Here is a 24029-nt window from a genome sequence, read left to right as displayed (position 1 = left end):
GATCGAATCTTGCCACGCGTAAGGGAACGCTTTTCCTTGCATCCGAGTCTGTCGCGACTCACGCGATTGAGAACTGTTATCAGAGTCACGCGATTCGTCGAATTCTGCTACTGTCAAACTCGGTGCGGAGTGACAATCCGGGGCTGGGGGGCGCAAACCGGCAGATTGTTATGGCCGGTCCACCGCGGACCTGACAAGCAGGTCCCTCCGAAGGCGGATGTACCTCGGTGGGGCACGCTTGTCGTGCCCGCTCATGCGGGACGGAGTATCCAACGTTGAACAGCGGAACTGACAAGCAGGCCCCTCCGAAGGCGAATGTACCTCGGAGGCGCACGCTTGTCGTGCCCGGTGTCCCTTCCCACGGGACGTCACCAGCGTGGTGGGGGCAATTCATCAATTGCCCCTACCGAAACCCGAGTAGATTGCAGTGGAACATCGAACGTTGACAAGCGGAACTGACAAATAGGTCCCTCCAGACTGGGGCAAACTCGTGTGGACCTCGGGGTCTCCATCGCCAGAGGAAAAGTGGGGATGTTTCAGACGTCATGTTGACACTTTTGCTGCTTCATGCCTATGCTGGTGCAAAGGGAGAAATGGACAATGGAGAAAAAGCTGGTAAAAAGGCACAGTCCATGGACGGATTTTCAATCGGCTTGATTTTGGCTGGTGCGCTGGCCGCCGCTCAATTGGTGCTCCTTGCTCTTCAGGCGTTTGAACATTACCGTTACGCGGCGCGCCGACTCCAGAAAAAAGCCTACGGTCAGCCGACTGGACAGGCCCTCGTCATCATCCCCTGTCGTGGCTTAGAACGCAATCTGGAGGAGAATTTGGCCGGTTTTTTCTGTCAAGATTACACCAACTATTCACTCCGATTCGTCGTCCAGTCGGAAGATGACCCCGCCGCCAGCGTCATTCGGCGTCTCATGAGTCACCATCCCCGCGTTCCAGCGGAGCTTGTCGTGGCCGGGTTAGCTACCAACGAGGCCCAAAAGGTCCATAACCTTCGGGCGGCGACCCACTCAATCCCCGAGCGGGTTCGCTATCTGGTTTTCGCCGATTCAGACGCCTCGCCCTGTCCCACCTGGTTGAGGGCCCTCATAAACCGATTGGAAGAGTCTCGAGCCGCTGCTGTTACCGGCTATCGCTGGTTCGTTCCCGCCCGGGGGACATTCCGCGAGGCACTCGTTTCTTCCCTCAACGGATCGTACGCCATGCTGATGGCGGGTAAGACGCCCAATCTTGTTTGGGGTGGAACTTGGGCCATCGCCCGCCAGAGTTTTCACGAACTCGGTATCCGCGCCGCCTGGGAAGGCCAAATCTGCGATGATCTCGTCGTCGCCCGGCTTTTATTACGCCACGGCCTGCGAGTCCAATACGAGCCCGCGGGCCTTGTCGCCACCGCTTGCTATGCTTCCACCCGAGAAATGGTCGCTTTCATTCATCGGCAGTATTTTCTGCTGAGACATGTCCTTCCCAAGTGGTGGCTGTTCGATACCCTAGTGGGAAATTACCATATCCTCGTTTTTTGGTTGGCGGTTGGTGCCGCGGTTTCAGGGGGAGGTCCAGTTCGATGGAGCGGCCTGGCCACGGCGGGTGTCATTTTCATTCTCAATTGGGTCAGGGCCGAGTTTCGTGCGGCGGCCGCCAAGGTTTACTTTCCGCAGCTGTCCCAGCAGCGTCCTTTTCGCCGGGTTTTCTGGTGGGACCGGGTGGCCAATTTGCTCATTGGCACCGTGGGGTTTATTCTCAGTATTTCCGCGGGCTTACATCGGTCGGTGACCTGGCGTGGCATCACCTATCGCATCGAACCCAACGGAAATGTCCAGGTTTGCCACCACGGGACCTCCGAGGGCAGCGCATTGTGTTCTTCAAGGGCAGACGGACACGCGAGCGCCGACCCAAGAGTACCCGTTCCGCCTGCCGTGGTAGGTGCCCAAGCGGAAACCCCCAGGTCAGCCGCTTGAAAGCGTCCCTCCTCGCACCGTTTGACAGACCTTCTCCTGCGCCTCATGATGAATAGACGATCGCTCAACTCAAGGTGGAACGGCGTCAGGGCCAAAAAACTCGGCGGGCAGCCCGGAAATACGGAACGACGGTGAAAGAGGACGAGGATCTGATCCGAGAAACTCTGGCAGGCGTCCCTGCCGCGTTCGGCAAGCTGGTCCAGAAATACCAGGACCGGCTTTACAACACCATGCTGCACGTGGTCGGTGACGCCGATGAAACCCTCGATGTGGTGCAGGAGGCGTTCGTGCAGGCCTTCCTGAACCTCCCCTCTTTCCAGGGAAACAGCGCCTTCTACACATGGTTGTACCGAATTGCTTTTAACGTGGCAGCCACTCATCACCGGCGGCGCAAATCCACACAATCGTTCGATCAACTCACCGGCGACCAGGGGCACCAACTGGCCGACCCGGATCAATCCCCTATAGAAAAACTTCAGGTTCAGGAACGCTGTGAGCGGGTCAGGCGGGCCATCGCCACCCTATCGGAAGACCATCGCGCCATCCTGGCGTTAAGGGATTTGGAGGGATACTCGTACGAGGAAATTGCCACCATCCTGGATATTCCGGTAGGAACCGTGCGAAGCCGCCTTCACCGCGCGCGGATGGAACTCTACGAAAGATTAAAGGCTTGGGAGAACGAATTATTTTGACTGGTCAGGTAAGCCAGACGACCAGGCGGATGTATCGGTTTTCCAGCGAGTCAACCCGCTGAGGATACGGGCCCAGCGTGGGCTAGCTTACGGAAACACAGGTCGATTCAAAATTCCCGTTGGCTATCGCGAAAAAATGAGATAATTATTGACATCCCGGTTGAAACGCGGGAACTTACTCAACAGGTAGTGCGTCAAAGATTCGGCACTGAAAAATCGGTTAAGATCGAAAGGGTTGGTAAACTGGGTTCCTCGCCCTCCCGATCCAGGCCGAGTAGCAATCGGAAGCCATTCCGATTTCGCAGATAGCGATGCATTTTTGACTCACCAATATGGTGAGTCTACGGGTTACGGATCGCGGCGGATAGAGTACAATGTCCCGGAAGCCAGATCAAGAACTCCTGAGCGCCTACCTCGATGGGGAGCTAACCCCCCAGGAAAAGCTCCACGTCGAGCAGTGGCTCTCGCGCGATCCGGAGGCCAGACGGCTGCTGGACCGGCTTCGCAGGCAGCGAGAACTCCTCGCCAGTTTGCCGCGTTCACGCTGCCCGAGAGACCTCGCCCCCCTCGTTCTGGAGACGGCGGAACGGCGAATCCTCCTCGAGGGAGCCCCTTCTGCGGTAAGCCAGCCGGTAGTCAGCCGGGGGGAACAACGCAGCCTGAAAGCGGCTCTTTCCGTTGCCCGGCGGATTTTCCGACCTCGCAATCTTGGCTGGGCCATCCTGGCGGGTTCCATCGGGTTGGCCATCTTGCTCTTGTACCCCCAAAGGCACCCCCGCGAGGTTGGTTTTCATCCCACCGCGACCCCGCAGTCCGAGCCTGAACAAGCTGGCACAGCGCCAGCTTCTGCGAAGGCGACCGCGCCCGAGTTGAAAGCGGCTCCGGCTGCTGAGGGGTTCGCTGTCGATTCCGCGCGGCGCCGTGCGGCAGAGCCAGTCAAGCCGGAGATGGCCCCGGCGCAAACCCCACAAATGGGAAAGGCAGCACCGGGTGCGATGGCCCCAACTCCCCAACCCGGCCAAACGCAATCAGGTGGAGCGATCGCGTCTGCCCCCGGTGGAGGGAGTGCTGCCCCTGCTGCTCCTCTGGTGATCGAGGGAATTCGCCCCGTTGGTCCCTCTGATCGGGCTAATCGAGAGCAGGTCGCCGCGGCAACATCTCCGGAAGAGTCGCTGACGGCGGAAATCCGCTGCCGCTTGTCCCCCGATGCTCCCCTTCAAGCACTTGTCGAGCGATTGGTGGCACGCCGCGAGTCCATACCGGATGGTGCCGTCACCGGAAGTCCGTGGGAGTTTGCCGGTCACCTCCAGCGCGGCGCCGGAAGCGACCAGTTCGTCGCCTCCGGCGAACGGAGTGGACTGCCACCCGGGACACGTCTCGAGTTAACTCGCGAAGACCATCAGCAACTTGCCGTGCTTGAATTCTCGGCCACGGAGCCACAACTCAAGGCCATCCTCGATGAACTGGCGGGAAACCGTTCCTGGGTCAAAGAGGTCCATTTGCCCCAGTCGCTGACAACGCTCGCACATTCTCCCGCGCGAGGGACAGGGAAACCAGCGGCTCCCGGGACCATTCCTGAGAGTGAATCCATGACGAAATCGGGCAAGGCCGTGTATGGCAGCCAACAACGGGCCGTTGTTCCCGAGGCTCGACAGCTAGCCGCCGGAGTCGAGGGGTCCCAACGGGAAGGCCTTCGGCGGCAAGCCCCGCCTGCTGCGGCAGCCGCTCAGGTGGAAGGGCAGCCGACTTCACCATCCATTGAGATTTCGAAGACGCAGACCAAGAAATACCGCATTCGCCTCGTGCTGGTCAGGCCTATCGACAACCCTCAACCGGCCGCAGGGGAAAGCGCGACGCCGAAAATCGGGCCAGCAGACCCTCAAGGCTCACCGACAGATTCACGACCTGCCCAGTCTTCCCCCACCGAATAGAGCTGTGGTGAAGAGCGTCTCACCGGATCTTGTTCCGGCAGGCTTGGGATCAGTTCCAGCCGTCGTTCTTTCGCCCACTTCTGCGCTTTTCGAGAGGGGTGAGACGATCATTGAGTGGGCTGATGCCCAACTTGATCGCCATCCGCGTCACGAGCGGTAACTTATTGACCCCCAGTTTTTTCATCGCGTTCGACTTGTGGTTGTCGACAGTACTGGGGGCCAGTTTAAGGATCGCGGCTGCCTCTTTCACTGAGCACCCCAGGCTGATAAGCCGGATCACCTGTCTTTCCCGCGGCGTCAGATCTTTGGCCGTGACCGCGGCCGTCCGCTTTTTCGCCTGTGTTTTTTTCTTCGCCATGGTTTTTCCCTCGGCCAATCAGAACCATAAGATCCCATGCCCGCTCGCCTCATATTTCCTTGTTGACATTCCCTTTCCAGAAAATCCCCCACCTCCCATGCCGAACGATTCGCTGGTCAGGATCATGGTTATCGCCGTCTTGCCGTGCGGATTTGCCACCAAGCGTCGGTTTTTGTCAACGTTTGGAATTCCGGCCCACTTGTCGTTCTTCGGCCCTCCACACGTGGTTATTCTGACATAAACCCTCCAGCCCACCGACCAGGTGCGCCGGGATGCTATCGTTTCAGCGGAAAAAGTTCCGCAAGGATATCGTCTCGGGGATAGGCATGTCCTCGATGTTGCACGAAGGCCTCGGCCGCGGCGACGCCGATCTCCTTTCCGCGAAACGCTGCGTGCCGCCGCATCGAATCGATGTACTCGTCCATTCCGTGATACGATCGCAACCATTCTCGCTGACTGGCATGGCACGCCAGCATTTCGGCCTTTTTTTCCAACTGTGCCGAGATGTCCACGTATGTCGTGGGTGCGATAACCTGGCCGTAGGGATCGAGCCCTTCCGGCGGATCGCAGTAATAGAGATAGGGAACGCCGGTATTCTCCTTCAGCGGAAAAGCCGAGGCATTCGGAGCACCGTGCAGGAAGCTGGCCGCCCGCGCCACGAGCGCCGTCATTTCATGGTCCATCATGTAGTCGCGAAGGGCATGGGTGAACACCAAACCGGGGGCGATGCGTCGGAACAAATCCACCGCCTTTTGAATTGTCGGCTTATCATACACGATGAAACCGTCACGCTCGTCGAGGCAGTGGTAGGTGGCCCCAATCAGTTGGGCGGCGGCTGTGGCCTCCCGCGTTCGACGACTGGAAATATCCCAGCGGTTCTCTGTCATCGTTCCGCAGTCACCGGGCGCAAGGCTGGCAATGTGGACCTCCCAACCCAGTTCCCGCAGCCGAATGAGCGTTCCGCCGCAGCAAAACTCCGCATCGTCCGGATGGGCCATGAAAGCAAGCGCCACGCGGTTACGACCCGGCATCATCGTGATGGACTCCTTCCCGCATAAGATCTGAGTGTCTTCTAGCCAACGGCCCCTACTTGAATAGCCATTACGTTACTCTACCGTCCTATCTCCCGGCAACCCACCCCCTCCTGTAGACCCCCCAAATGCCAAATCAGCTCAGATCGTCCGCGGAAGAATTCACCCCAGGTCAAAGTCATCCTCGGGGTTATCCTTTGTCCAAGGAACTTCCCGGGTGTCCCTGGGTTGCGTACAGGAAGCCCCCTGTCGCCCAATTCTTAAAACATCCCGCCCGTCACACCGGGAGATCGGGCGTCAGATCGGTATTCTTCTCGCCGATGAAGATGTAATAGGGAGCCCGTGCCAGGGGGAGATAGGGGACCTTGGCCCGCCGCTCTTCCAGAAAAAGCTCCCGAAAACGATAGCGTAAATAGGGGATATGATCGGGGGACGGAAAGACGTCATCGTAATTGAACCAAAACGTCCAGAAGAGCCGCGCGCACGTGCCATGCCGCCGCATTCCGGGGGCAGGATGCTTCCGCGAGACATAAAAATCCACTACACCAATCCGCCCACCGGGCTTCAAGATACACCGCGCGTTATCCACAGCCGCAAACCAATCGGGAATCATCGTGAGCGAGTAGGAAAACGTCACGACGTCAACGGGCTCGCCGGGGGTAAAGGTGGTGGCATCTGCCAGACACGTTTCCACATTCGTCCAACCGTGCCGCTGGATGCGTTTCTGAGCCACCTCGAGCAGTGATTTTGAAAGATCCACGAGGATCACTTTTCGCAGGCGCTGGATATTGTTGCCAAAATACTCGGCATTCGAGCCCGTTCCCGCACCGAGATCCACCCAAAGCCCCCCTTCGGGAACGCCCAGTCTCGCCCAGAGATCCTCGCGTCCCTGAAGCAGTCGGCGGCGGAAACTGTCGTAAGCCTCGGCCTGCGGCCCGTAAAAACTCTCCATCCGCTCGGCATGGTCGCGACCACGTCCCGGGCGGAACACCATGTGATACAAAACTTTCAGGTCACTCCACAGACCCATCGTGGATAAGCTTTCTTGACAATCGGCTGGCGACCGTTCAGGTGTTCAAATCGGCAATGTAAAAGCTCCCATAGGTGTGCACGCGGCACCGGGCATGCAACTGCTCGGCCAGTTCGCGATGGTAAGTCAGTTGTTCTCCCAAAGACACCGTCCGGCCGTTGATGTGGACGCGCACACGATCCACGAAGTCCGTCCGCAGCCCGCCGCTCCGCCAGATCGCCCGCGCTCCCGGCCTGGCACGATCGAAAATCGCCTGCCATTCCGCCTCCAGAAGCGGAAAGAAACGCCCCGCCAACCAGTCCATATGATCCAGAAGCACATATTTGCTGATCGCCACATCATTCTCGACAAGAAAACCTTCCACCGTGTTGGTGTGCGTCGTGATGCGATCGACGAGGCCCCCTTTCAACTTGTAGAAATTCTCTTCCTTCAGATACTCGGGACAGCACTCCCGCGTGTAGCTCCCGGTAATGTAAACCCGCCAGAAGTAGTTGTCTGAAATCGGCAGCCTGGCGAACACCGCCTCAACGCAATCCTGCACGTACTTGGCCACCCCACCCTGATAGTACATCTCGATCTGCCTGCGCTGGGCGCGGGGCACGCCCACCAGCGACAGCATCGCATCGCGGCTGAGCAAGAAACGCAAAAGCGGTGTCCAGACTTGCTCCTTCAGATATTTCTCGTAGATCTCGCGCTGCTCTTCGAGGCTCTTGGCCTCAAGAATCCGATCCACCCAAGGGCGAACCCGGGCGACCTTGTTGATATAGGTATTCATCACCCGGGCGAACGTTCCCGCTGTTCCCCGAAAGTAGAACGACCGCTTTTTCCCAAAAAAACGCTGAACATGCCGATCCCAGTAGCGGCGTGCAAAGGGACTCAGGTCTCGCCGCAGATGCTGCTCATAAATCTGCTTGATCCCGCGACAGCGTCCCTGACCAAAGATCTGAAAAAACGTCTCAAAGTCCAGATGCCGGATCCCCGCCATTTTCAGCTCCAGCAGGGCGTTCTGCCGGGGGTTCATATCGACCGCGTAAATGTGGCGGGGTCCCAGGAGGGCATAATCCAGGGCGTTACAGCCGGCGGAAGTGATGACCAGGATGGTGTCATCCGGCCCAATGTTGAGGGCCACGCGGTCCAGCCGCGGATCCTCCCAGCAGGTGTTGTAAACGAGATTGTGACGATGAACCAGCTTGAAGACCTGACCGCTGACCCACTCGCCGACTGACATGGCTTTCACTCCGGTATTTCTTCACGACCGCCCGCCACACCCCACGGATGGCAAGCCAATCGAAATGGTTTTGCGTGGACCATGCCCTTCTGCCCATCAAATCCCGCCCGGCATCCCCAACGAAACATAAACCCCAATATACGCCAACTTTGTGAGAATACAAGTTGACCCGAAAAAGGCCAGTCGTGCGAAGGCTGAAGCCTTCGTAAAAAAGCGGCGATGAATCGCCGCACTCCATAAATCTCCGCTTTTCCTGGAGTGCGGGGCTTTAGCCCCGCTTTCCGCGCGGGACTTTAGTCCCCGCCGGAAACCCGAAAGTGCAAACGGGCGTTGCTAGTGCGGCTTAATCTGTGGGGTATTGAGGAGCTACACCCCAGCATTGCGAAGGCTGAAGCCTTCGCGAGAAAGCGGCGATGAATCGCCGCACTCCATAAAGCCCCGCTTTTCGCGCGGGACTTCAGTCCCCGCCGAAAGGCAATGGATAAGCGAACCTGGATAAGCGGAATTGGCGAGCACGTCCCTCCGAAAAAACGGACCTGACAAGCAGGTCCCTCCGACTCCGAAAAAAATGGACCTGACAAGCAGGTCCCTCCGGAAGGTCGGAGGGGCACGCTCGTCGTGCCCGATGAGGAGAGATGGGTCATCAATCGGTGTTTATCGGACCTGACGAGCGGGTCCCTCCGACGCCGCAAACGGCAAGGTCGTGAAGGCTCAAGCCTTCACCGGAAAGCGGCGATGAATCGCCGCACTCCATAAATCGCCGCACTCCATAAAGCCCCGCTTTCCGCGCGGGACTTCAGTCCCCGCCGCAAATCCCGTACTCGGTCACAATGCACCGCATCCAAGCCAAAAACACAGGGGTGACTCTCGCGAGTCACCCCTGCCCGAGCATCCCATTCTAAGGAGGGTTTACGACCGTGCGTCAGGCCGTGGCTGCCCGAATCTTAAACCGGCTCACCAGCTCGCGCAGAGCCGCTGCCTGGGCCGAGAGCTCCTCACTGCTGGAGGCCAGCTCCTCGCTGCCCGCCGCAGACTGCTCCACGACCTGAGCGATGTTCTGCACCGCTTTGCTGACCTCTTCCGCACTGGCCGCCTGCTGCATCGCCGCACTGGCAATCTCGGCGATCTTCTGGCTCGTGGATTCCACGCTCTCCACGATCCGTGCCAGGGCCTCTTCGGTCTTCTGGCTGAGTTCGGCGCCTTCTTCCACGCGGGCGGTGGATTCCTTGATCAGCTTGGTGATCTCGCCGGCCGCCTGGTTGGACCGTTCCGCCAGCTTCCGCACCTCGTCGGCGACTACGGCGAAGCCCATCCCGTGCTCGCCTGCCCGGGCGGCTTCAATCGCCGCGTTGAGCGCCAACAGATTCGTCTGGCTGGCAATTTCCGAAATCACCTGGATGATCTCGGCGATCCGCTGCGAGCTTGCCCGAATCAGTTGCATCGCCTCGGCCGATTTCTGTACCGCCTCGCCTCCCTCGCGGGCGACGGTCTGGGCCTGCTGGGCCAGGCGATTGGTCTCGCTGGCGGCCTCCTTGACCTGTTCGATCATTCGCACCATTTCCTGAACTGTCGCGTTCACCTGCTCGACACTGGCGCTCTGTTCCTGGGCACCACTGGCCAGGGACTGCGAGGCCTCCGAAACCACGCGCGAGCCCTCATTGAATTGCTCCGCACTCGAAGCCACGTCGCGGATGAGCGCCTCCAGTTTATCGCAGAACGCGTTGAAGTAGCGGGCAAGCTGGCCGATCTCGTCGTGGCTGGGAATCTCCAGCCGCTTTGTGAGGTCTCCCTCTCCCTCAGACACATCCTTCAGCATATCGACGACCCTGTTCACCGGGCGGATGATGCTGGTGGCCAGGACAAATCCCAGAACCACGGCCACAACCACACCCAGCCCGGTAGCTCCCAGGGCCAGCGTCTTGGCAAAACTGGCCATGGCAAGACCTTCCCTTGCCATCCGATCAGACTCGTCCTGCCAGAGCTTCGCGATCTTCTCGAGCCGCTCCTGCTGGTTGTCCATATGGATGCGACAAACATCCATGGCTTGGTGCCGCATTTCGGCAGCGAGCGACTCGATTCTATTAACGTGTCCGTGCACGACATCCTCCAGTTCTTTGTAGATCGCCCAGCAATTCTGCCCCAGGCCCTTCACGTCCCCGTCCACTTTGGCGATGAGCTGCGGGTCAGAGTGATCGTATTTGGCGAGGGCCTTTTCATACGCCTCGCACAGGTCGCGGACAGCCTTGCTGAAATCGTCCAGAGCCTCTGTGGTCAACCCTGCCCGCGGCATCCGTTTGGCCAATTCGGTTACAGATGTTTCAAACTGCTTTTTGGCCGTGGTGTATTGGTCCATCGCGGCTTTGTATCCCTCGGGGTCTCCGGCACGCATCACGACATTTTTGAGGGTTGTCCAAACAGTCGCGAAATCCAATCCCAGTTGGGTCTTCCAATACTGGCATTGGTACGCCGTCGCTGCCAAAAGTTGCCGCTTGCCATTTTCATCCGGCTGGCATTTGGCCAGCATCTCGTCAAATTGCCGGGCAAGGGCGAAGAATTTGTCGTTTTCCTGCATCGTTTGGTCCAATTCGGCCTTGAATTCCTGCCAGATCTTGGCTTCTTCGTCCAACTGACGCAGTGGTTCGTACTCTTTCATCGCGTCATTATAGGCCTGGCGGGTCTGCTGAAACTGTTGGTACTGCCGCTGCCGGCTTTCGATGTCCAAATCCAGATTGAGGAGCGTCCGCTGCATCCGCACGATGCTTTCAAAGCAGAAGTTCATTTCGTTGGTCAATTTGAGGGTGGGCACCGCCTGGTTGGCGAGGTTGTCTACATCTTTGGTCAACTGGGACAACCCATAATACGCCAGGCCGCCCACCACCGCGGTGATGCCGGCCACCGTGAGAAATCCCCCCAACAACTTCGCTTTGAGACTCAGGTGCGACAATTTGAGAGTCATACCAAACCCCCATCTTCTGAAAGGATCGCCAAAACCCCATCCCTGCCAATCGACAACCCAAGCCTCCGTGCCCCCCACACCGCCCGGTCCTCCGACTACTCCCATGCGGCCGGAAAACCGAACGAAATGGGGAAGCTACTGGACCCTAGGTTGCAATTTGGGGGTCGTCAAGTAGTTTTTTGGAGTGCGGGGCTTCAGCCCCGCTTTCCGCGCGGGACTTTAGTCCCCGCCGGAAACCCGAAAGTGCAAACGGGCGTTGCTAGCGCGGCTTAATCTGTGGGGCATTGAAGAGCTACACCCCAGCATTGCGAAGGCTGAAGCCTTCGCGAGAAAGCGGCGATAAATCGCCGCACTCCATATGGAGTGCGGGGCTTTAGCCCCGCTTTCGGCGCGGGACTTTAGTCCCCGCCGAAAGGCAACGGATAAGCGAACGTTGATAAGCGGACGTGACAAGCACGTCCCTTCGAAAAAACGGACCTGACAAGCAGGTCCCTCCGAAAGGTCGGAGGGGCACGCTCGTCGTGCCCGATGAGGAGGGATGGGTCATCAATCGGTGTTCATCGGACCCGACAAGCGGGTCCCTCCGACGCCGCAAACGCCAAGGTCGTGAAGGCTGAAGCCTTCGTCAGAAAGCGGCGATGAATCGCCGCACTCCATAAGTCGCCGCACTCCAAATGCGAAAGGGCCCCCTCTTTTCACCGGGCAACGCCCAGGGCGCACAGCCGGGCAAAACGGGGAAACACGACTTCCGCCAAACGCTGCATCCGCTCGAACTGGTGGCGGCTTTGCTCAAGAATTTGCCTTTTTGATACACCGAGCTGTTCCAGCTCACCGCTCGCTTCTGCTGACTCCATCCATGCTTCCACCAGGGAGGGTGTCACCTCCAAATGAAACTGAAGGCCCCACGCACACGTCCCATAGCGGAAAGCCTGGTTGACACAGTCGCTTGCGGTGGCCAGCAAAAAGGCTCCTTCGGGAAGCGTGAAGGTGTCGCCGTGCCACTGGAAAACGGTCCCCCGCCAGGGCACTCCACGGAAAAGTGCATCACTCGCCGTCGCCGGAGTGAAACTCACCTCGTACCAGCCGATTTCTTTGACCGGATTGGGATAGACCCGGGCATTCAAACAGCGGGCAAGCAGTTGGGCGCCCAAACAGATGCCCAAAACCGGGATTTCGCGTCGCACAGCCTGGATGAGCCATTCCTTTTCGCGGGCAAGATAGGGGAATTTGTCCACCTCATCGACGTTCATTGGGCCACCCAGTGCGACCAGACCCGCCAGATTTTCCCAGTCCAGATCGTTTGGAACGTGGGAATAAAGGGGGAGGATTTCGCACTCCACACCAGCCCACATGAGAAAATCAGCAATCTGCCCGGGCGGCTCTCCCGGTGCATTCTGGAAAATGACGACCCTGCGACTCATCACGGCGTTGAGGTGATCATGCACTTCGCGCGGCCAACGGTTCCACTTCTCGCCGAACGGGGCTGACTACCCGCTCATCCGGCACCCCATCGTGTCTCGATTGATCCCGATCCCGGACCTGTCCGGGCTGGAAAGTGCAAACGGCGTTCCACTGCGGAATAAAAACTGGAGAAATGACGCATCTTTTGAAGCAACAAGATGTTACGACCCGATCTGGGACGTTTTCATCCTGATCGGTCGTTCGTTGCCATCGGCTGGTGCACAATGAGAGGCACTTCTGCCTCTTCCTGAGGCACCCACTGCCAGCGCGATCGGATGAGTAGCAATATAGCCGCCAGAATGAGAAGCCACCCGAAGAAACTCGGCCGCAGCAACAACCACCAGGCCACTCCCACCAGAGCTAGGACTGCGTGTGCGAAGCGCATCACCCAAACGGTGATGAGATTCCACCAACGCAGCGTCACCACGAGCAATGCCGCAGACAGAAGGGATATCCCCACGGCCGTCCCGATACTGGTCCAATTTACCGAGGAGGGAATAGGCTGGAGGATGATCTCTTTCGGGACTGATTCTCCGACGAATCCCCGCCGCCTGCTGTGGGGGCTGGGGGGCGAGGCCAGGATTTGCTCTGCTGCCCACTCGCCCGGCGACAACGACAGGGCTTCCACGCCGACCAGGGATTGCAACACGTCGGTCGTTTGAAGCTCCATGTTGTGCAGGCGGATTTCCGCGGAATTCACGCCGGAGGTTGTCGCACTCAGCGCGATGGCCCGCCTTGCTCGATCCCGCAACCACAGGAAACGCCGTGCCACGCGGAGCGACCGTTCGACGGCTTGCGACGCGGATCCCTGCGACGACTCAATGAGCTTGTCGGCCAGCCACCGTGCCCGAGTCAGTTCGTACTCCCGGAGAATGGATTCAGCAAGTCCAGCCACGTCCACCTGATATATGGAGGGGCTTTCCACCCAGAGGAAGGTTCGCTCCGCACCGGCGAGTTTTTCAAAATGGACAACGGGGAGTGTCTCGGGGGCGGAAACGGTTTCCCATCGCCGATAAAAGAGGCATTCCAGATCGCGGGGGCTTGACGATGCGTCGATCGGGATGTGCCACCGGCCTTTATCATCCACAAAGGCGGGAACAGGAATGCCATCGAGCCAGGCCGCGACAAGTTCGCAACCTGGAAGGGGCACGGTCGTGATTTCACCTTCCGGAACATTTTCCAGTTCCGCTTCCAGCCAGCCCAATAGTTCCCGCTGGGAGTTGACCGCGAGAATCATTTCCAAGGTATTCACCTTGCCGGGCTGTTCTGAAGAGACCGTAATGGGGGGCCAGAACCCCGCCTTGTCTGTCTGGTAGGCCACCCAGTCCCCGTCCGGCTGTTGCTCCGACCGGATTTCGGACGGCGTGATTGGGCGGAGACCCCAAATGGCCGCCAGACGGCTGTCCCACGCAATTCGCTTGGGAAGCAAAACCCTGACGCTTTGCAACCGCACTTGAGGGCTTGTTACTTGTGGCACAGCCAGCCAGCGGTTGGCCGGCTTGATTTCTCCCCTCATCCGGAGGCGAACCCTTCCCGTTTGCGGTTCTGCGAAAGTGAGGATTCCTGAAATGGATGGGGAACGGGTGGCACTTGACGTTGCTTCCGCGGCATCCGGCGGGGTCTCACGGAAGGTGGCGGTGGGAAGAATGGCGAGCGTCCCGAACGCCGCCGGGCTGAACTGGATGGGAATTTCCTGGACTGTGGCGTCACCGAAGTCGAGATCCCAGAGCACTTCGCCCAGCCATCGGTCGTTTTGCTGCCAAACTCGCACCGTCGCCTCAGCGGGCCAGGAATGTTCTTGCACGCGAACCCGCAGGTGAAGGTCGGCGGTCGAGGGGCTTTGGGATACGTACGCTCCGACCTGCGAATCATCACCGGGTGGCAAAATCAAACCGGAGGCCACAGAGAGCGGTTCGAATTGCTCGGTGCGGACAACTTCCGCCTTCACCCCCGAGGATTGAAAAAGCACGACGGTGAGACTTCGGGAATCGGCCTCCTGAAGAGTAAACCGTGGGCAGGACCATTCCACGTCCGGAAGAATGGAGATGGTTCCTTCGACCACCAAACGGGCCTCACCAGTCGGAACCTCGCCTGTCAAAAGGAGCAGTTGACCCTCCCCGGCCAGCGAAGACAAAACGGGCGTTTCCACGGCCCCTTTGTAAAGCGCGATTCTGTTCACATGGAAATCAGGTGGCAGGCGCACATGGAATACGCCGGGGAGCGGTTGATCTTTCGGGAAGAACACCTGCCACGTCAGATGGGCTGATGCTTCGCCCACCGTGATCTGAAGGGCGTCGTCCGTTTGCACACGCGGGGGGTCTGCAAGGATCCAGGCCCCCCAGAACTCAGACGGCGCGGAACATGTATAAGCGAGGGCGGTGCCGGCCATCTGAAGTTGCCAGCGCCCCTGGATCTCACCCAAATCTGCAAGTTGCCACCGCGGGGAGTGCGATGCGACCACCTTCAGACCCGGACCCACATTCACCACCAGGTCCTGGCGGCCCAGTGCGACGTCGGCCAGACGCACTGTGGGGAGACGAATTCCCCCTGGCGATTCCTCCATCGCTTGGGAAAACTCAGCCGTCACGATCTGATCGGAGGGCACCAGCCCCGAAAAGGTAAGGTTGAACACCTGTTGATCTACCTCGGAGAGGAGCGGCTGCACCTGCACGGGCGACGCTGCGGTCAGCGACACCAAAGTGAGATCGGGATCACACACCAGTTGAAGTTGGTTGCGGGCCGAAGTGAACGAACGAAGTTTCCAGCGGACTGTCCAGTGGAATCCTTCCGGCCGAAGATCCAGAACGTAGAGCACATCGCTTTCCGGCGAGGTATCACCGAAGAGTGGTTGTCCGGTCGCCCAGCGCACGACAAGCTGGCCTGTGGGCCCGAGTTCGGCCGCCCACGCACCGCTTTCCGGATCGCGTTCCACGCGTCCCAGTGCCGAGGGAAACTCCACGCGGAGAAACTCGGGAGAACCTGCAAGTTCCAGCCGGGCATTGACGACCGGCGGGATTGCCCCACTCACTTCCGTCACGGAGCCTTGAAGAGAAGGCTGAACCTTAAAGGGGATACGCAGTCGATGTCGCCCCGGATCGCTGATTGTCACGCGGAGACGGCCTGAATTCCACGTGGCTGATGCGGGCCGACCATCGATAAGCAGCTCGTCCAGGCTGGGTACCAGGACATCACTTCCCAGAGGGAAGTCCAGGGTGGCCGGTGCGTCGCTCAGGAGGCACTCCAACGTCACACTAAAATCAGTGATTTCCCAACGATCAGCAGTATTTGCGGGAGAAAACGTACCCCGGTAAACCGCCCCAGCAAATTGCCAGCCGGGCGGTGTCTCGTTGAGGGGACTGGCCCGCCGCTGAAGCTGTTTGTAAAACTCCTCCGGCACATACACTTCCTGCCCCACGGGTTGTCCGCGCTCATCCACCGGAATAAACACGCGATAAACGGGCGGCGATGCGGGAACAGCGCGCCCGGTACTGGCTGATTTCTCGGGTACCACTCCGGGCGGTTGCTGGGCAAACGAGGGATGAATTTTCCCGTCAAATGAGAGAGTCGCGAGTGATACGATCAGGAGCACGACGGCTCCGGCTGCGCCCCGCGTCTTCGCCAATCGATTCGACGTAACCGTGGGCTCACGGTGCGGTTCCCCTGTGGGCGAAACCCGGAACTGGGACAGGGGAACCGTTTCGCCCGGCTTCTTCACGCTTTCCCAGCCTGCCTGCGTGAGGGAAACGACGAAGGCCAGGACTGTGCCCAGAAATGCCCCGGACAGCACAGGCGCGAATACCTCCGGCACAAACGCCACTCCGACCGCGGCAGCCACGGCCAGTCCTAGCAGCACACGTCGGGGCACGCGGAGTGCCACCACCAGAAGGAACACAAGACATGTGCCCAACCACCGCGATCCCGTAATGAGGTCCACCGGAATCACAAGCACCGTCAAAGGTTGCTTCTCTGCCAAATTCTCTTCGGGCAACGCGGTGGCGTTCCAACCCTGACGGGCGAATGCCAGCCCCGTTTCCATGCAAGAACCCCGCGGGGCAAGTGGACCTTCATCGGGTAAATCGTTCCAGACACGCACGCGGCAGAATCCTTCACCGCCCTCGACCAGCCGCGAGGTCTCAATCTCTCGCACCCAATCGCTTTCCGCTGCCAGTTTGTAGATTGGCGGTCTCTCCCAGGTGATCTCCTGACGATGACGGGCTAACTCCGTGAGGGAAGTCAGCACAACCGCGCGGGGCGTGATTGCGAGGACCAGGCCTGCTGATTCCAGGAGCGTTTCGGCCAGTGCCGCCGGAGAATCGTTTTGCAGGACTCCCTCCGGCAGATCTTCCGGACTCCACTGCATTGCCGGGGACAGCCCAAGTTCCTCAAAAGCCCTCCGATCAACAAGGAAAATGACCGTCCGGAGCCGCGGCGGAGCGTCGTACACTTTGTCCACAACCGAATCAGAGAGCAGGTCCCGCCACAAAATGGGACGGCGCTTATTGCCGGAAGACGGCGAGGCGAGCGTACCCCGCCCCTCCGGCTTTGCGGCGGCTCCGGTAGGAGGAAACGCCTGGGCCGCCGACCCGGTGGTCTGGGAACTCCCCTGATCGGACGCGAACAGGAGCGCAGCGGCGTTTTCCCCCAGGAATTCCAGAAACTGCTGTGCCCGGCGAAGAGACAAATCCGGCGGCGGCAATGTGGGATCGAACAGGGCACGGTTCAAGCGATCGGGAATAAACAGGGGTTGATCAGGAGGACGCCACAGGGGACCAAAAAGCCTGCTGGCCCAAGCATTCGGGTAAAAACCCCAACTGAGAAATTCGCGCTCACACAGCGGCTGATATGCCGGCGGTGTCCATACTGTGGCCCGCCAGTGATAAACCGGAAAATCAGGAAACAGACGGCTCAAATGGGCCAGATCGGCAATGAAGCCTTTTTGATCAGCAAACCGCTCCCAGACGATAAGTCGCCCTTCCCGCGCTTGCGGTGGGATAACCACCTGAAATGCCGGACCGGATCCGTTTTGCCGTGTCTCCCACGTCACCGGCTGACCGTCAAGTGTCACCGCCATTTCCACCGGGTCTCCTTCGTTCAAGGACCGCGTGAAAATGGCGCGACCTCCCTGTGGACACGAGATTTTGAAAATGTGCCATCGCTCGATCGTGCCGTGACAATCCAACCGATAAGTAATGTTCGCGCTGAGTGCCCAAAGCGGGAGAGGCACCTTTCCGCCTTCCAGGAACAATCGCAGCTCAGGCAGTTCGTTGATTCCCAGGGAAGTGCCACCTTCATAACGGTAGGTGGCAAAAACAGGCAAACCAGGGGGCTTGCCGCGGTCGTCGGCCACCATCCGCAACCCTCGCGTTGTCCAACGGAGGCCAGCAAGCCCTGACTCGCCCGCCGTGCCCACCAATTGTAGGACCCCTTCGAACCGAACAGCTTCGAGCAGAATCGGTAACGGCACGGGGCCGGAGTCCAGAGGACTCTCCCGCTCGGCGATGAGGGTGACCGGCTCCCGGACCACCCGGGGAAGCACCACCTCCCAGACCTCCGCATCATTTCCCAGTTGAGCGTCTTTGACTGGTGCAACACGGAGCGTTACCTCCCGGCCGTCTTTATCCCGCCACTTCCAGTGCCATGGCGCTGGACCGGACTGGGCGGTCCATAAAACACGGATACGATCGAGATCGCTTTGGTCCGGTTGCACCGAGACCTCGTAACTGCTCGTCAGCACCTTACCCCGGAAGGCAAGAACACCCGAAACCTGAGCCAGAAACCGCCGTGGTCGGGCAACGCGGTGAAATTCGCACCGGGGAATGGGTGAGCCAATTTCAAAGACCGTCGCACTTGCAGGCAGAACTGCCCAGGGTCTGAGAGAATCCAACGTAGCCTGAGATGCGACGGGCAACTGCGGTTGAGAATCAATCTGAAAATTCTCGCGCAACGAGGTTGCCAGACGGATCGCCCCATAAACTTGATGCTTGGTGAACTCTGTCTGGGAAGCGAACGGCACGATCTCTCGCAGTTCGAGCCGTTCGCAATCTTCCGGCAATTTTGTGGAAAGAACAACGTTGAAAACAGCGGATGTATCGGAAGAAATGGGTTTGCGCAGGCGGATCAGCAGAGTTCCGTCGCCGGAACGTTCCGCCGGAGGTTGCCATTGCCAGTCGTCCACAATGTCGGGCGGCGTGGCCGTCACCTCCTCGACAGCCCAACCACCCCTGATGCGGAAGGGAATTTGAAAAACTTCGCCGGCCCTGCTGCGAACGGCCGTTGTCATCTGCGCCCGCAGAGCATCCCGGTCCCAGCTCCAGTTCAGAAGGGTGGTGGCCTCCAGATCTTCCGGCCCGATTCCGCAGTGCACGCGAATTTCCGAGGTTGGTGCTTCTCCAACAATGTCAAGTCCGGTATCGCCCGGAGCAGCGGGTAGAGTGATCACCTCTTTCAGACGCGCCCCAGCCAGTTGCAGGTCATAAAGCCGAAGCGGGTGGCGAACAACTACGGTGGCATGGCGCGACAACCAAAAGGCGTTCTCCGGCAAGAGGGAGGGAAGCGTCACGATTCGATCGAGTGGCAGGTTCTGGATACCGCGGAGTGTGAGGGTGCGTCCGCGGCCACGAAGCGGTTCGGGGAATCGCAGGCGAACTCCATGCGGCCGACCATCGTCCGTCAGTCCCACAGTCCAGGAAATGGGTGCGTCACCGAGCTTCACCTCCGCGATCTGAAGACTGCTTGGCAACTCAAGAGGGAGGACGTCGAGCCCGTCGTTGAGCACGTCCACATCCCACACCCAGGTCGCCTCCAACCCGTGGAGCGTGAGTTCGTACGCCACTTTTTCGCGATAAACCAACCGAGGCTTGTTTTTTTCTTCACTTTCCGGACGGACAAGAAGGAGTGAAATCGGCTGGCTCCCGCTGAACACAATACGATAACCCGGCAACTCTCCAGGGGCTGTTCCCATTGGCAAAAGAAGAGCATCATCCACCGAGACCTGCCATTGCTCGGTCATGATAAGGTGAAGCTCGCTCGTGAGGGCAACAGGAAAAGTGAGAGAAAACCTCATTGACGCTGCGTCGTTCGTGGACGGCAGTCGGCGTGCCGACCACCGAAAATGAATTTTGCCCGATCGATTGACAAGAATTCCAAGCCGCCCTTGGGAATCAGTAAGGATGGGAACGCTCACACCCCCGGTATCGGACCAAGTGGCATCGCCGATCGCAATATTCGGCTGCCCCAAAGGAATAAAAGCTTGCTCAACAGTGCGGGGCAGCTCCACCAACCATTCGCCCTCCAGCCCGACTAAACTCTCCTGTCGGAAGATCGCGCGATAGACGGCGGAAACGATTTCCCCGGTTTGGCCGCGGACCACAGCCTGGTTGTTGACCCGGGAAATCATTTGTTCGAACTCAGCGGCATTAAGCGGGAAATACGGAACAGGATCTCGAACCTCATTGAGTCGATCTTGAGGAACGAAAACGCGCCGGAAGCGCAAAGGGGCAGTGAATCCGGAAACCGTTTCGGTGCTCGGCGTCCTGGAAACGACGGCATCCTCAGCCAACGTTGTGAGTGCAGCCACTCCGAGCCACACCGCAAGGATGGCTCGGATCCATTTCCCCAGATGGTGGCATTGTGCTGGAGAGGCCGTCATTGAGCGTGCGCTGCGCATGGCTTTTCGTCCCTCCCGGCTACACGTGACTGTGGGTGGTACTTTCCCCGGAAGGTACGGTGCACGCGGCATCGTCGAGACTTCGCTGGCAGACGACGGTGTCCATCGAGGTTCGCTCACCCCAACTGCTTATCGCCACCCGCGATGGTTGAGGAGGAGTTACAGCGCGATAAAGGAACCAGGACAGGATGGCCAGTCCAATCCCCAAAGCTGACGCTTCAGCCACGAGAAGGGCCGCATCCGGACGCAGCAACCCGAGCACGACCAGAAATCCAATCACCCCCAGGGCGACAAGTCGCTTCCAGGATCGGCCGAGATAAATCCATCCCCATCCCAGTAAGACCACAGCGCCCGAGCAAACGGCGACAATCCATGGCCGCCGAAACGTCCACACGTCGGCGACACTCACCGTGCGTAGACTGCTAAATAGGTAGCGATTGGCCGGAACGGACACATGGAGCCAACCCTCGTTGACTCCCGCCCATTTTTCCAGTTCTTCTTCTGAAAGTGAAGGGACACGCCCCCAGAAATACCCCAACCAGCTCCAGCGATACTCCATGGTCAGGGGCGACGACGTCCAGACGATATGTTCATCCGGCAAAAGGACGATTTCCCAATACATCCACCGCAGAAATACGGGGTCCTCAATTTGCGGCAATTCCAGGCGTGTACGGCCCCAATCGCTGCGGAACCTGGGGAGCTCGTACCATATTTCGAGGTGATGCAAGGTATCCTGAGCGGAGGCTATTTCTCCCTCCGTGCCGGTAAGGGGTATCATCACCTCGGAACGCCCCGAGACCCGTGCTTGAATTGCTCGTCCGTCCAGCCAGATTTGCGCCACATCTCCACGAACAGCACGCGGCAGGCGCACCAGGAGATTGGGTCGAGCGGTACGGAATTCCATCACGCAGCGATCCTGCCGCATGTTGCGGTCCATCCGTGTTTGGATGAGAAGTTTCTCCACAACAGCCGCGCGCGTGCCAGCAATCTCCAGGATTTTCAACCAAATAGTAGCCTCGCCCACAGGAGCACTCGTTGCAAATTCCAGCGGCACCGACTTCATTCCCGCCGGCACGGTGCTGGTCCGGGCTTCCCATGGCGGATTGATACGATCCACTGCCCACCCGACTGGCAGAGTCACCATCAACCGATGCCCCAAAAGCTGACCATCGCGTGGCTGAATCAACGGTAGTCGCCATCTGAAGGACTCGGCCTCACCAACCGGGAAAGGATACGAGTAGCGAAGAACGAGCTCCGCCACGCCGAGCACCGGAGTGAGGGGAGTCACCAGGTACTCCGACGCGGAATTCTCTGGCAGCACCGCGGGCGGGGAATTTGCTGGTGGGCCCCCCACAGCCTTTTTCATTTCGACTGGCCGGCCGTCGAGAAGAGCCACCACTTTCCCGTCCAACTCCCGTGGTCCGACCAACCGCCAGGGCTCAGCCCACGGTTGATAAGCCACCTGAAACCGCAGCCGCTGTTCTATCTCCGCCTGATTCCCCTGGACCTGGGCCCGCGTCTCTATTTCCACGGTCATTTCTCGCGGCCGAATGTCCCACTCAGCGGCCAAGATGGCCCCCGGGCTTGCCAGCCGCCACGCAAACACGTTGGGGACAGCGGGATTACTCCCAGAGACCGCGGCCGTCATCACACCTTCGCTTTCCTGCAGACGAGGCCGGAAATCAATATTCGGTGCGGCCACCAGAATCAACTCTGACGGCTGAATCCGCGAGGCCTTCACCCGGGGAAAAGTCAGCCGAAAAACCTCGCCGCGTGCCGGCGGATCCTGACGTGCTTTAAAATTGATTTCGAATTTACCCGACATCCGCTGGGGAAGGGCAATGGTGATGACTGATCCTTCAGATTCGGCAAGAACAAGCGGAACGTCTTCTCCCCTAAGCGTCACTTCAGAAATCTGCCATCCTGACTTCTCCAACTCAATGGTGGACACATCTCCCCCGCGAACTTCGCAACTGAGACTACCTTGGAGCAACAGTTCCGTAGTCGAGAAGTCAACCCTGTACTGAGGGGAAACCGACAAGATGCTCACGCGGGGAACCACCTTGACGAAAAGCGTGTAAGGCTGCGAATAATACTCGAAACTTGCAGCAGGTTCGATGGATTCCTGCGTGTTGGGCACTCGGTCAATTTGCCGGACACTGGCCAAGTTGCCCCACACAAGTGTTTGGTCGGCGGTGACCGCCACTGCGACGTAGCCCCACTGGCGAACAGCATCCTCCACGGAAAATCCTGCCAGATTCATCCAATTCTGGGAATTCACAGGCCGCCGGGCGTTCAAACGGATTTCTACAGGCCCGACCATTTTTTTTGGAAAACTCACTTCCACCACCCGGCCGGAGCCGCCCTCATCTGAATTCCCAGCAACTTCCGTGACCGTATAACCGGACGCGCTTGTGGGCAGCAGACTCGCTCCTTCCGGCAAACGGATGCGCACTCGGTCAAACGGCGTGGTGTATGTCCGGATGGTGAGCCGGGCATCAAAATCCACATTCGTGCCACTGGTGCGAATGATGACTAGTCCCACCGTCTCCAGAATGGGCGGTTTTTCCTTCTCCGGCGTCGCCTCCCCGTGCCAAGCCATCTCGAAACCCGGCCCCAAACCAGACACTTTCACCCGGGTAGTCTTGGTAGCCGTGGTCTCTGTTCCGACCAGTGTCGCGCCGGGGCCCAACGTGACAGTTGGGTTTTCGGCGGGAAGCTCAATCTCCAACTGGGAGACGGGAGTCTCCGGGACACTGAGCACGAGACGCCGATCGTTTCCATTTTCAATCACCGGGACCCACGCCTGGAGTGTGATGTCCTCAAGGGAATCCTTCTTCCCTTCCAGAAACACCACATATCCGCCGTCGTTTTGGCTACGAAAAATGAGCAACTGACCCCCATCCGGCCGACGCGGGATCTCTCGAAGGATAATCTGCCCCAGTCCCAGCGGAATCCGCACAGGGGTGTCCGTAAGGACACGGACCTTACATTCGATGAGAAGTTCCGCATATCGATCGAAGGCTTTGCCTGTTATGTTCACCTCTTCCAAAGCGTAAGCGGGCGGACGAGAACGCTGTTCAAGAGCATCGCGGAGGCGAACAAGTTCCTCGAATTGGGCCATTGTCCACCCCAGCATGAGCTTCAGGCTGCCGTCCGAGTCGCGAAGGTAAATCTGCTCCGGCTTCACTTCCTCCACCGTGGGTGGGCCTGGCTGTGGCGTTGACGGCGTTGTTCCTGCCGGGGGGCCGGGCTGGTTGGTCTCTGTTGCCGGAGCGGCCTGGGGTGCACTCGTGGAAGGAGGACCGCCGCCCTGGCTCGGCTGGCTGGTGCCTGGCGGCGACACCGGGGAAGGCTGGGGGATCTCCATGGGGGGTTCAGTCATCCAACCCGCCGGGACACCGCTCGGCGTCTGTTGCGCGACGGCCGCATCTAGCCCCGCTTCCGACGCGAATATGCCTGTCGTCACCAGCAACAGAGCAAGCCGCAGCCCGAGCCTGCGGAAAGTCCATTCCGCCGGCAGATGTCTCTCGCAAACGCGTTTCGCCTGGTTAACGGGAATAGGAAATCCCACCAAAACGGCTGGCCCTTCCTCACCTTGGTCTAGTCAATTCACCTGGCAGTCGGAAATCATGATGAGGGTGGACAATCACATCTCGTAACCATGAGAATAGCTGGCTACTTTTCTAGTTTACCCAATCGACAAGCTTTG

Annotated in this window: 11 protein-coding genes; 3 read left to right on the top strand and 8 right to left on the bottom strand. The window is 59.1% G+C overall.

Going from position 1 to position 24029, the window contains the following annotated elements:
* Positions 1 to 545 precede the first annotated feature (545 nt).
* The 3 genes from THTE_RS13035 to THTE_RS13025 all read left to right on the top strand — a co-directional run bounded on the left by THTE_RS13035 (position 546) and on the right by THTE_RS13025 (position 4587).
* On the top strand, positions 546 to 1964 hold the full coding sequence (locus THTE_RS13035) for a glycosyltransferase (RefSeq protein ID WP_095415837.1): 1419 nt from the start codon (positions 546 to 548) through the stop codon (positions 1962 to 1964).
* A gap of 131 nt (positions 1965 to 2095) precedes the next feature.
* On the top strand, positions 2096 to 2656 hold the full coding sequence (locus tag THTE_RS13030; RefSeq protein ID WP_095416901.1) for an RNA polymerase sigma factor: 561 nt from the start codon (positions 2096 to 2098) through the stop codon (positions 2654 to 2656).
* A 374-nt stretch (positions 2657 to 3030) separates the two neighbouring features.
* A complete protein-coding gene (locus tag THTE_RS13025; RefSeq protein WP_095415836.1) occupies positions 3031 to 4587 on the top strand; it encodes an anti-sigma factor family protein in 1557 nt (518 codons plus the stop codon).
* A gap of 49 nt (positions 4588 to 4636) precedes the next feature.
* Here the strand turns inward: THTE_RS13025 and THTE_RS18550 are convergent, their stop codons facing one another.
* The 8 genes from THTE_RS18550 to THTE_RS12980 form a co-directional block, all read right to left on the bottom strand.
* Entirely contained in the window at positions 4637 to 4945 is a 309-nt protein-coding gene (locus THTE_RS18550) for a response regulator transcription factor (RefSeq protein WP_095415835.1), read from the bottom strand.
* 275 nt (positions 4946 to 5220) lie between these two features.
* Entirely contained in the window at positions 5221 to 5976 is a 756-nt protein-coding gene (locus THTE_RS13010) for a PIG-L deacetylase family protein (protein ID WP_237260267.1), read from the bottom strand.
* A 277-nt stretch (positions 5977 to 6253) separates the two neighbouring features.
* Positions 6254 to 7006 (bottom strand): class I SAM-dependent methyltransferase, encoded by a 753-nt coding sequence (locus THTE_RS13005; protein ID WP_095415833.1) that lies wholly within the window; start codon positions 7004 to 7006, stop codon positions 6254 to 6256.
* 37 nt (positions 7007 to 7043) lie between these two features.
* Positions 7044 to 8234 (bottom strand): BtaA family protein, encoded by a 1191-nt coding sequence (locus THTE_RS13000; protein ID WP_095415832.1) that lies wholly within the window; start codon positions 8232 to 8234, stop codon positions 7044 to 7046.
* A gap of 922 nt (positions 8235 to 9156) precedes the next feature.
* Positions 9157 to 11190: a HAMP domain-containing methyl-accepting chemotaxis protein gene (locus THTE_RS12995; RefSeq protein WP_168175860.1), complete on the bottom strand. Its 2034-nt coding sequence runs from the start codon at positions 11188 to 11190 to the stop codon at positions 9157 to 9159.
* Positions 11191 to 11885: 695 nt separating this feature from the next.
* Complete coding sequence (locus tag THTE_RS12990; protein WP_157732080.1) at positions 11886 to 12611, bottom strand: type 1 glutamine amidotransferase; 726 nt, start codon at positions 12609 to 12611, stop codon at positions 11886 to 11888.
* 224 nt (positions 12612 to 12835) lie between these two features.
* Positions 12836 to 20317: a hypothetical protein gene (locus tag THTE_RS12985; RefSeq protein WP_157732079.1), complete on the bottom strand. Its 7482-nt coding sequence runs from the start codon at positions 20315 to 20317 to the stop codon at positions 12836 to 12838.
* Positions 20318 to 20336: 19 nt separating this feature from the next.
* Entirely contained in the window at positions 20337 to 23891 is a 3555-nt protein-coding gene (locus THTE_RS12980; RefSeq protein ID WP_157732078.1) for a hypothetical protein, read from the bottom strand.
* Between the last annotated feature and the right edge of the window lie 138 nt (positions 23892 to 24029).

The sequence above is a fragment of the Thermogutta terrifontis genome, from assembly GCF_002277955.1.
GTDB classification, from domain to species: domain Bacteria; phylum Planctomycetota; class Planctomycetia; order Pirellulales; family Thermoguttaceae; genus Thermogutta; species Thermogutta terrifontis.
Note: the sequence above shows the minus strand (reverse complement) of the source record. Positions and strands in the feature narration are given on the sequence as shown.